Below are 9,634 nucleotides of genomic sequence, written 5' to 3' on the forward strand. Positions count from 1 at the left end.
GTGTGTCCGGAAATTATCCGGTCATTAAAAAGATGCCTTATGATTAAAAGATGTTCGCGCTTTTGCTCCCTTTTCCACTTTTATTGAACGCGCAAATTAGTGCAATTGACGCCGGAAATGGTAACTCAGATAGTAAGATCTCAGATATTGTGATTGCCTTTTAAGATGCATGTTGATATTGGTTATACGAATTCAGCAACCAAATAGAAGGTGTAAAAAAGTGAAATTTCGGAAATTAATTTAATGATACTTTTATGAAGAGACCAAAATGTATGCATATCACCATGCATAAATGCAAGGCCGGTGTATTCTCGATGCTGATGGCAGCCTTCAGTTGTACCTGGGGACAAGCTCCGCAGCCGGATGACAAGCCTAACACCCAAGTAAAAGAGATCATTGTAGTGTTTAAAACGCATTTCGACATCGGTTATACACACCGGGTAAGCGATATAGTACAATATTACCGCACGGATATGATTGATCGTGCGCTCAGTGTTATGTACGCATCACAGAATGTACCCGCGGACCAACAGTTTAAGTGGACTTGCCCGGGTTGGGTCATGTCAAAAGTGATGGAACCCTGGCCAGGACAAACTGCTGAGCGACGAAAAAAACTAGATGAAGCTTTCGGTAGCGGGAAATTTATAACCCACGCATTACCCTTTACGATTGAAACAGATGTGTGTGAACCTGAAGTGCTGACACGTGGACTCGGATTTGCTTCAAGACTTTCAAAAGGGTATCACCTGCCACTTCCACGTTCCGCAAAAGTTACTGATATGCCTTCTCATTCAGGAGAGCTGGCGACAATACTTGGCAACGCAGGCGTTAAGTTCTTACATATAGGATGCAACTGGCCGAGCGGCTCTGTGCAGACACCAGGCCTCTTCTGGTGGGAAGGGCCGGACGGCGCAAGAGTACTCACTTTTTATTCAAGTACTTACGGTACTGCAACCGGCCTCGGCTGGCCCGATTCATGGGGAGGCAGCGACCATTTTACAGGCCATGGGTTGCTGCCCCCGGCAGACTGGCCCTATAAAGCCTGGCCGGCCATTTTTGTAACCCTTGATAACAACGGCCCTCCCAAGGCTGAAGAGGTAAAAGCGTTGTTTGAAGAAGCGCAGAAAAAAATGCCCTGGGCAAAAATACGGGTAGGAACAATGGATGATTTTGCCAACATCATATTAGCCGAAAACCCGACGCTGCCAGTTGTTAAACAAGAGATGCCTGATACCTGGGTTCATGGATTTATGAGCGATCCCGGCGGTTCAAAAATGTCACGCGAATCTGCGCCGTTATTGGCAGCTGACGAACTGTTAAATACTCAATTGAAAGAATGGGGCTTGCCGGTTTCTTCCATCGCAGATTCAATGGCAAGGGCATATGAGTCGATGGCATTGTATGCAGAGCATACCTGGGGCGGATCAGCATCTATTGAAGTGTATGGTGATGCATTTAAAAAGTTGCCGCCGTCGAAATATGCGGATCTGGAAGCATCATGGGAAGATAAGACGGATTACATCCGTCGTGCATGGACGATTTCAAATCGCCTGAAAAATGAAAACCTGCAATGGCTTGCAAAATCCGTTAAATGTGATTCCGGCAATTTGATCGTGTACAACCCGCTACCCTGGAAACGAAGCGCCACGATTGATGTGAATGGAAAGCCCGTTTTTGTGAAGAACATCCCTGCTGGTGGTTATACTACAGTGCCAGTTCCCGGCAAATCAGAATGGCAATCTCCGGCAATTGATTTCATTGAAAATCAGTTTTACAAAATAAAGTTTGATGCCAGCAAGGGTGTAATTATGTCCTTGATTGATAAGCGTACAGGCTATGATTGGGCAGCTAATATTTCAGGTAATCAGACAGGGCAATATTTAAACGAACGATTTACCTACGAACAGGCAGCATCTTATACGGAAGCATACCAGCAGCATCGCGCATGGAAACTTTTTGGCGCAAGCGGTGAATGGCTGCACCCGGGTATTAACAAACCAGGAATGATCTCTGAAAAGATAGTTCCCTATCGTAAAGCATCTCCCGGGTCGGGGAAATTAAGTATTAGATCCAATAACCTGGCACAAACTGCAATCCTTGAAATGCCTGGTGATGAAGCGAACCACTTACCTGCTTCGCGCCTGACCGCAACCCTGTACCAGGACCAGCCTTTCATCGATCTGGAGATAACCATTCTTGACAAAGCAAAGGACAACTGGCCAGAAGCCGATTGGCTGGCTCTGCCATTCAATATTAAGAACCCGGCTTTTAAAGTGTACCGGCCTTTGGGAATAATGAATCCTGCTACGGATATCATGAAAGGAGCTAATAAGAACCTGTATTCGGTTGGACAAGGTGTTACAATGTCCGATGCAACCGGCCGCGGTATAGCCGTAGCACCGCTCGATCATCCCCTCATCAGCCTTGATACAATGGGGTGCTGGAAGTTTTCGCTTGATTTTGTTCCTCAAAAACCTGTAGTGTATATCAATTTGTACAACAATCAATGGAATACGAATTACCGCTATTGGTATCCCGGAAGCTGGAGCTCCCGTGTGCGTATCTGGACATTCGATAAAAACACGCCGACAGATGAAGTGATGTCCGTACCTGTACTCGAAGCGCGTAATCCACTTCTGGCAATAACGTCTGAAAAAAGCAACAACAAGTTGCCTGCAACACAGCGCGGAATCGAGCTTTCCAGAAAGGGGATTGAAGTAACCGCATACGGCGAAAATCCTGACGGCAATAAAGGAACATTGCTCCGCTTATGGGAAATAGCGGGTGAATCAGGAGATGTATCAATTATGCTTCCAGTGCACAATAAATTCACCAAGGCAAGACCTGTAAATCTTCGCAATGAAACAACCGGCCAGGAAATATCTATCATAAACGGAAAATTTAGCTGTAAGATGAAAGGCTTCGGGCCGGCAAGTTTTATTCTTGAATAAAAACAAAATACTTTTCAAACGAAAACGCCTGTGATCATTTTGATTACAGGCGTTTTCGTGTATGCCCCGAAAGGAAGTTTGCTGGTCACCGGGACTTAATCCACGCCAGTGCATCATCAAAGCCAAAGTTTAAAGCAATAAAAGATGATAACTTTAAACAACTTTATACGTCACCTACTCCAATGCAATCGGGGGTAAACTGAATAGACACAAGAGGCCGGCGAAGCTGAACACGCGCCGGTGGAAGCATGTTAATAGAAGTTAGATTCAGATTTATTTATCTTAAATAAACTTACAAGATATGATTTACAAAAGAATGCCGATTGAAATAGAAGCGCCGGAAGGTTTCGGATATGAACATATCGACTGCAATTTGTCCGAAAGTTCTTTTACTGATCAGAAGTTAAGCCACCTTGGTATTCATTTGGATGACCTGACGCTTTTTTATGGTGATCACAAAGGCAAAAGAGAACTGCGCGAATTGATCGCCGGTGATCTGAATCTTGCCGCTGATGATGTACTGATAACCTCCGGGGCGGCTACAGCCTTATTTATCATTGCAACTTCTTTTCTGAACAAAAATGATCATATGGTTGTCGCCAAATCAAATTATGCAACCAATATAGAAACGCCGCGGGCCATAGGCGCGAATATCTCTTACATTCATTTAAAGTTTGAAGACAATTACGATCTTGATCCAGATGCATTGGAAAAACTGATCACCACCGATACAAAGCTGGTAAGTCTGACATATCCACACAATCCCACAGGTGTTTCAATCAGCGAAAATAAACTTAGGAGGATTGTACAACTGATCGAAAAGAAAAATACTTATTTGCTGCTTGATGAAACCTACAGGGAGATGTCTTTTGTAGAAAAATTGCCTGTGGCGGCTACTTTGTCAGACAGGGTTATCAGTATTTCATCTATGTCAAAATCATATGGACTTCCAGGCATACGTATTGGCTGGATATTATCGAAGAACAAACAATTGATGGAAACATTTTTAGCTGCGAAAGAACAAATATGTATTACAAACTCAGTACTGGACGAAGAAGTAGCTTTTCAATATCTTCAAAGAAAAGAAGAATTGTTTGCGCCTGTAATGGCTACCATATCAAAAAACTTCAACGTTCTGAAAGCATTTATGAACAACCAGGATGTGTTGGAATGGGTACAACCTGACGGTGGTTGCGTTTGCTTTCCAAGGATCAAAAGCGAAATAACAATCGACACTAATAAATTTCATGATATTCTGCTGCAAAAATATTCAACTTATATCGGCAAAGGACATTGGTTCGAGGAAGACCCGCGATATATGCGAATTGGCTATAGCTGGGACAAAACTGAAAAGCTTCAAAAAGGACTGCAGAATATTTTAAGCGCAATTGAGGAATCAAGGCTGCGTTAATAAAGTATGATCTTTTTTATTGCCATTTGCAATCTTCAAATATAAAAACCGGTTTTGGATCATTAGAGTCTTCAGTCGCAATCTCCCCGATATTGGTCGTGCATTCGGACCCTTGACTGTACTTAAATACCTGAGCCATTATGCATTGCCTTTGATTCTCCAACCTGTTGGCGCCACATAGCATAATAAAGCCCTTTTTGATTAACTAATGTGGAATGATCACCTTTCTCAACTATAGCGCCATTTTCGAGCACATAAACTCTGTCTGCATGCGTAATGGTAGAAAGACGGTGAGCAATAATAATCGTTATGATACTGCGTTCTTTTGAAAGAGATTTTAAAGTTGAATTTATTTCTGCCTCTGTTAAGTAGTCCAGCGAAGATGTAGCTTCGTCGAACAGAAGTAGATCCGGATCGCGAATCAGGGCCCGGGCAATACAGATCCGTTGTCGCTCTCCCCCGGATATCCGGACGCCTGCTTCTCCCAATACAGTTTCGATACCTTTATCGCTTCTTTTCAAAAGTTCGTCGCAAGCTGCAAGATGTAATACATCCAGAATCATTTGATCAGTTGCCGTAGGGCAGAACAGCAATAAATTTTCCTTGATCGTGCCTGAGAAAAGTTGCGATTGTTGGTTTACAACTCCGATAAGTTTTTGTACTGAATCAAGGTTTATGTTTCTACTATCAACATTGTTATAGAAAATACTTCCGCTGCTTGGCCGGTATAATCCTGTTAAAAGCTTTGCTAAAGTGCTTTTTCCTGATCCGGAAGGGCCTACAAATGCAATAGTTTCACCGGTTTTAACTTCAAAACTCACTTCGCTTAAGGCGTCAGATAAATCGCCTTCGTGTCTGAAAAATACGCTGGAAAATCTTAATTCTTCGATGGCGGACATAGGTAAAAGATCGTTGGTGCCAGGTTTGCTTTTGGGTTCAAGCATTTGGCTCAGTTTGCTTTTCGATGTCTGAGCATCTCTGTAAAACACGCCTATTTTTCCTACATCATATAGTGGGGCAAAAATATAAATTGAATATAGTGAGATGGTTAATAATTTACCAACAGTTAATTCGCCTTCATAAATTAAAACAAGCAACATAAACATAAGCGATTGCTGAAACAGATTAATGGATGCTCCCTGTAGAAAGTTGAGCATTCTAACCTGTTTAATCTTTTGTATTTTCAGTTTTAGAATGGCATCTGTATTTTCATGAAATTGTTTTACCTGTTGTTGGCTTATTCCTGTGCTTTTTATGAATTCTATATTTCTTAAAGACTCTGTTGTTGAGCCTGCTAAAGAGGTGAGTTGATCCAGCGTTCGCTGAGATAGTTTTCTTGTTACTCTTGTCACTTTTTTTGAAATGAAGCTTATAGTGGCTACACCGCCAAAAAATACAGGCAGAATGGACCAGTGAATATTAATGGAGTAAAAAGTGACAAAGCACAAGGAGATAATTGTACCATACAATGTATTCAGGCAAGCGCCAAGCAGTGTCTCAAAATTATCCTTTGCATTTTGTAAGAGGGAGATAATTTCGCCACTTCTTATATATTCAAATTCCTGGTATGGAAGGTTGAGAATATTTTTTATTCCATCGGCGAATAATGAAGCTCCTGCCTTTTGTACCACAATACTGATCATGTATTCCTGAAAGGCTTTGGAGATTCGCGAAACAACAGTTATTCCTGCTATAATGCCCAAATACAATAAAATTCCTTTGATAAAATATTCCCTGGATCTTAACCCTTGCGCTACAAATTCTTTTTTGTCATCGTAATGACCATAGCTATGCGGATGTACTGCAAACTTGTCTATAATGATCCCAATAAAATGTGGGTCGAGCAAAACTAAAATCTGATATATGGCACCCAACAACAGAGATGTCAGAATGTAAACTTTATAAGGCTTGAGGTAAAAAAGGAACGGTTTCATCAAATATCCTTTTTAATAATTCGCTCATTTATAACCCTGATTTCGGTCAATCTTAGAAAGGATTTAGCGAAAAATACAATTTTGCGGTTAATATTAAAAACTACGGCCGGAAATAAACATTGTATCCTTCACAAGCCAATAGAAAAGACGGCTTCCCGGATGCAGGAGTTTTGCTTGTAAAACATCAATTTGAGTCTGTTTTTCTCAATGAAGACATCACGGATTATACTAACTAACGATGTGCTTCTGGTGAACCTGAACAAAGACCAACATTATCTGTGTTTGATGATTGTTTTTACAATGGCAATAAAAGCCGGATTAACCCGGATTTTTGTGCAAAATCACATCAGTTTGTTTTGAATTCATAATGTTTCTTACTATCTTTCTTAAAGCCTCCTGGATATAGATTTGAAGTTATTTTATTCTCAAAATGAAGTAATCGGTTGCTTGCAGCCGTTGCTGTTCTTTGTTCCCAATCTCTTATGTAATGCCATTTTTGAAATCACTTAAATTCCGCTGCAGCTTTTAAACCGCAGAGGCAACAAGCTTTGAATAAAGCCGATAGATTTAAGCTTCCCGTGAAAAGCTTTTGTCTAAAGTAATAATTGGCAAGGTTCAGTTAGTATGTTTCAGAGACAACGATTATCAATGTCGCACGACGAAAATAAAAACAAAACTATCGCCTTTTATTTATCACAAAAGATAAATTGGCTGCGTTTTGTCCTGGCCACTTTCTTTACAGTTCTTGGTATTTTCATTTTAAATAGTAATCGGGAAATCAGAGGGCACTACATTCCTTCAATTGGTAAACTTATTAGTCCTTCATACGGCTTTTGGCAAAATGCTGAACCGGAAAACTACAGTTTTAATACAGATGTAAAACTTTATGGCCTTGCCAATAAGGTAAAGGTGTATCTGGATGATCGGCTCGTTCCTCATATTTTTTCTGAACGTGAAGATGATGCATATATGGTGCAAGGCTATTTGCACGCCATGTTCCGGCTGTGGCAAATGGAGTTTATTACTTACATAGCTTCAGGAAGAGCAAGCGAGATATTAGGTAAAAAAGCATTGGCGCATGACAGAGAGTTCCGTAGGCTCGGAATGGTTTATGCAGCCGAGAATTCGTTGGCTTTAATGAATAGTGACCCAGCTTCCAAAGCTCAGCTTGACGCATATACTGCCGGGGTAAATGCGTATATAACTACTTTAAAAGAAAAAGACTTTCCACTTGAATATAAAATCCTCGGGTATAAACCGGAAAAATGGACAAATCTTAAAACCGTATTGTTTCTTAAATATATGTGCTATGATCTTGCCGGCGCTGATAATGATTTTGAGATGACTATAGCCAAGAACTTTTTTCAGGAAGATGATTTAGATAGATTATTTCCTGTTGTGCAAGACTCTTTGGATCCGGTAATTCCAGCGGGTACAAAGTTTAAAGCGCAAAAGGTATTTCCGGTTATACCAAAAGATTACGCGTCTGTTTACCTGGCTTCGAAAGACCCTGTTGAAATAAAAGAGCTGCAAAAACCAGCAAAAGACAATGGTAGCAATAACTGGGCGGTGAGCGGGAAAAGAACTCGTTCGGGCGCGCCTATTCTTTGTAATGATCCGCATTTGCAATTAAGTCTTCCATCAATCTGGTTTGAGATGCAAATAACTACACCGGTAATGAATGTTTATGGCGTTAGCTTTCCTGGTTTGCCTGGAATTATAATTGGTTTTAACGATAGCTGTGCTTTTGGATTTACAAATGGAGAAAGAGATGTAAGAGACTATTATGAGATACGGTGCAAAGATAAAAACCACAGTGAATATTGGTTTAATGACAGTTGGAAAAAAACAAGGTTACGACTGGAAACAATAAAGATAAGAGGCCGGCATGACATTATTGATTCTGTTTCTTATGTACAACTTGGAAATGCGTGGTGCCCGATAATGTATGATGAAACGTTCGGTGGAGGAAAAAGCACCAGCGGAAAATGTTATGCTGTCCGTTGGACAGCGCATGACCCCAGTAACGAACTTAAAGCATTTAACGGACTGAATCATGCAGCAAATTATAGCGATTATAATCTGGCTATTGCTAATCTTCACACTCCGGGTCAGAACTGCGTGTTTGCTTGCAAAAATGGAGATATCGCGATTTATGCGCAGGGGGCATGGCCTGCTAAATGGAAATATCAGGGTGATTTTATAATGCCGGGGTTTGATAATAGCTATCAATGGGAAGACATGATTCCACAGGATGAAACACCTTTTCAATACAACCCGGAAAGAGGATATGTTAGCAGCGCAAATCAAAAGCCGGTGAATGAAATCTCTTATCCCTATTATTTGGGAAGAGACTTTGCATTATGCCGTGGAAAAATTATCAATCAGAAGTTGGCGGCCCTACATAACATAACACCAGAGGATATGATGAATATGCAGTCCGACACCTACAATCTGTTTGCTGCAATGGCAAGACCACTGTTTTTAAAAAATATACAGCGTAGAAAATTGAATGAAGATGAAAAGAAATGCCTGAAGACATTAGAGGACTGGGATTTGCGGGACGATGTGAGGTCACAAGGTGCAACTGTCTTTGAGGTGTTCTGGAATAATTTTTATACTACAATTTATGACGATGAATACGCGGGGGCGCCAAAAGGCATAATGCATCCGCAAGATATTTCTCTACTTGAGGGTGTATTGAAAGATACGTCATACAAATTCATTGATAATATTACAACAGACAAAAAAGAAACGCTTTCGGAAGAAGTTACCGTTGCTTTTCAAAAAGCTGCTGCGGATATAAAGAAATTAAACGAGTCTAAAAAAATAGAATGGGGAAGATTTAAAAACACGCAGATAGTGCATCTTATGGGGCTACCATCCTTCGGAAGAAAATTTGTTCCTGTTGGTGGGAATAGCAACAGCATTAACGTTAGCCAGGCCAATTTTGGACAAAGCTGGAAAATGATCGTGAGTCTTACCAAAAAAACTGAAGCATATGGAATATATCCGGGAGGGCAAAGTGGTAACCCGGGCAGTAAATTCTATGACGATTTCATTGATACCTGGATAGCTGGCAAATATTACAAATTATGGTTGATGCAGAAAAATGATCAAAATGATGAGCACGTAAAATGGAAAATGAATTTTGATAATTGACGAACGACGCAGATGTTTAAAACTGAGCAATTATAGAAAGGAAAGTACCCGAACAGGAATAACAACGCTAAGTTGATTCTGACAAACAAGCGCTAAAATTTCAGATGAAGGCTGAAACTGATATTGAATTTGCCGTTAATAAAAAGTATCAGTTACCGGCCATTAACCAGATTTTC

The 9,634-nt window shown here is 40.7% G+C and carries 4 protein-coding genes; 3 read left to right on the forward strand and 1 reads right to left on the reverse strand.

Annotated features, from left to right (window positions below; genetic code table 11):
- Nucleotides 1-254: 254 nt before the first annotated feature.
- Both QTN47_RS25985 and QTN47_RS25990 read left to right on the forward strand, forming a co-directional pair.
- The gene (locus QTN47_RS25985; RefSeq protein WP_369332377.1) at nt 255-2,951 is read left to right on the forward strand and encodes a glycoside hydrolase family 38 N-terminal domain-containing protein; all 2,697 of its coding nucleotides are present in this window, start codon (nt 255-257) and stop codon (nt 2,949-2,951) included.
- A 301-nt stretch (nt 2,952-3,252) separates the two neighbouring features.
- Nucleotides 3,253-4,362 (forward strand): pyridoxal phosphate-dependent aminotransferase, encoded by a 1,110-nt coding sequence (locus QTN47_RS25990; RefSeq protein WP_369332378.1) that lies wholly within the window; start codon nt 3,253-3,255, stop codon nt 4,360-4,362.
- 122 nt (nt 4,363-4,484) lie between these two features.
- Here the strand turns inward: QTN47_RS25990 and QTN47_RS25995 are convergent, their stop codons facing one another.
- Nucleotides 4,485-6,296, reverse strand: coding sequence for an ABC transporter ATP-binding protein (locus tag QTN47_RS25995; RefSeq protein WP_369332379.1), 1,812 nt, complete (start codon nt 6,294-6,296; stop codon nt 4,485-4,487).
- Between the two features lie 648 nt (nt 6,297-6,944).
- Between QTN47_RS25995 and QTN47_RS26000 the strand changes: the two genes are divergently transcribed.
- Entirely contained in the window at nt 6,945-9,458 is a 2,514-nt protein-coding gene (locus QTN47_RS26000; protein ID WP_369332380.1) for a penicillin acylase family protein, read from the forward strand.
- Nucleotides 9,459-9,634 lie beyond the last annotated feature (176 nt).

Source organism: Danxiaibacter flavus, from assembly GCF_041060425.1.
Classification (GTDB): Bacteria; Bacteroidota; Bacteroidia; order Chitinophagales; family Chitinophagaceae; genus Danxiaibacter; species Danxiaibacter flavus.

What these genes read in the sequence shown, in the direction of transcription:
- QTN47_RS26000 (WP_369332380.1), top strand. Translation starts at nt 6,945, where the DNA reads ATGTCGCACGACGAAAATAAAAACAAAACTATCGCCTTTTATTTATCA.
- QTN47_RS25990 (WP_369332378.1), top strand. Translation starts at nt 3,253, where the DNA reads ATGATTTACAAAAGAATGCCGATTGAAATAGAAGCGCCGGAAGGTTTC.
- QTN47_RS25985 (WP_369332377.1), top strand. Translation starts at nt 255, where the DNA reads ATGAAGAGACCAAAATGTATGCATATCACCATGCATAAATGCAAGGCC.
- QTN47_RS25995 (WP_369332379.1), bottom strand. Translation starts at nt 6,296, where the DNA reads ATGAAACCGTTCCTTTTTTACCTCAAGCCTTATAAAGTTTACATTCTG.